Genomic DNA, 1,380 nt, shown 5'->3' with positions numbered 1-1,380 from the left:
TACTACAGCCGTAGATATGGCGGAGGCACGCCACCGCGTCGTCGGTAATGACACTGCTGGGCGCGGTACTGATGTCGGCGCCGCCACATTGACCACGACATCACATGGTCGATGGAGTGGAGCGTTCGCCATATCAGTCGACAGAGTAGCCGGCGGATCTCCTGAACGCTGAATGGCAGTGAACCTTCAACTGTTTTTTTTGGCCTGTGCCCTCAGAGCAGCAAGCACCGCGTGCGCTAACAATGCCAGCGTGATGTGACGGTACCAACCCTGCCAGCGACGCACCTCATATTGATCGAGGCCGCATTCGCCCTTGGCGGCCTCGAATCCGACCTCGATTTCCCATCGCCTGCCGGCGACGTTGACCAGCGTCTGACGGGTAACTTTGGTGCGGGGTGCGTAGACGACGTAATATGCGTGTTCGCGACTCTCGTCGAGACTGCGCCGCACCAGCAGGTAATGGCCAAACCGACGTTCCTCAGCGCTCAATTGCAGGCGCCATAACGGTGTGAGCGCCCAGTCATACAGACGCTCGCCTTTTGCGCCGATTCCGGCCGAGAGGCGGCGCCAGGCACGTGGAGGCAACGCTTGTGCGATCCTGTCGGCACGCACCGAGGTCGGGCCTTGCCACCACAGCGGTTCATTCTTCGCGACTGCCAACACGAACGCTTGCCCGCGTGATTCGAGCCACAACCGCAAGAGCCGGTCACCGCCATACACCTCATCACCTGTAACCCAGCCGCAGGGCACTCCAGCATCCAGCGCCCGTTCCAGCATCAAGCGCGCGAGTTGGGGCTTGGTTGCGAATTTCACGTTATCGGGCACGCCCGCCGCCTGGCAGCGATTGCGATCATCTATCCAGCCTTGCGGGACGTACAACTCCCGGTCGATAAATGCGCTGCCCCCGTCTCCTGCGTAGCACAGGAATACACCAATCTGGCTGTTCTCGATACGGCCAGCTGTTCCGCTGTACTGGCGCTGCACACCAGCAGAATACTCGCCCTTCTTGAGGAAACCCGTCTCATCCACGATCAGCACGGCATCGCGCTCGCCGAGTTGTTCAACGACGTAGTCGCGAAGGATGTTGCGAGCTGCGTCAGAATCCCACTGTGCACGCTCGAGAAGGTGCTGCACCCCATCGGGTGTGGCTTCGCCGATCCATTCTGCGAGCTGCCATCCGTTCTTGCGCTCGACTGTGCCCAGCAAACCTTTTAGATAGGCTAGCGAACGCTGTCGCGGTTCGGAGCGCCTGAACAGGCCAGCCAGTCTCTCATGCAATTTATCCAGTTCACGTTCCCATGCTTTAGCGATCTCTTTCATAGCCATATACACAGTAGTAGTACTAACTTAGTATACGAAACAATAACTACGGCTGTAGTG

At 58.8% G+C, this 1,380-nt stretch carries 1 protein-coding gene; it reads right to left on the bottom strand.

Annotated elements, in window-relative coordinates:
* Window positions 1-186: 186 nt before the first annotated feature.
* Window positions 187-1,320 carry an IS701 family transposase gene (locus BLU17_RS32075; protein ID WP_092006763.1) on the bottom strand — a complete coding sequence of 378 codons (1,134 nt, stop codon included), beginning with the start codon at window positions 1,318-1,320 and terminating at the stop codon, window positions 187-189.
* Between the last annotated feature and the right edge of the window lie 60 nt (window positions 1,321-1,380).

This window comes from Paraburkholderia lycopersici (assembly GCF_900096975.1).
Lineage (GTDB): Bacteria > Pseudomonadota > Gammaproteobacteria > Burkholderiales > Burkholderiaceae > Paraburkholderia > Paraburkholderia lycopersici.
Note: the sequence above shows the minus strand (reverse complement) of the source record. Positions and strands in the feature narration are given on the sequence as shown.

Bases quoted from the DNA above. Each gene is read 5' to 3' on its own strand.
- BLU17_RS32075 (WP_092006763.1), bottom strand. From the start codon at position 1,320: ATGAAAGAGATCGCTAAAGCATGGGAACGTGAACTGGATAAATTGCAT.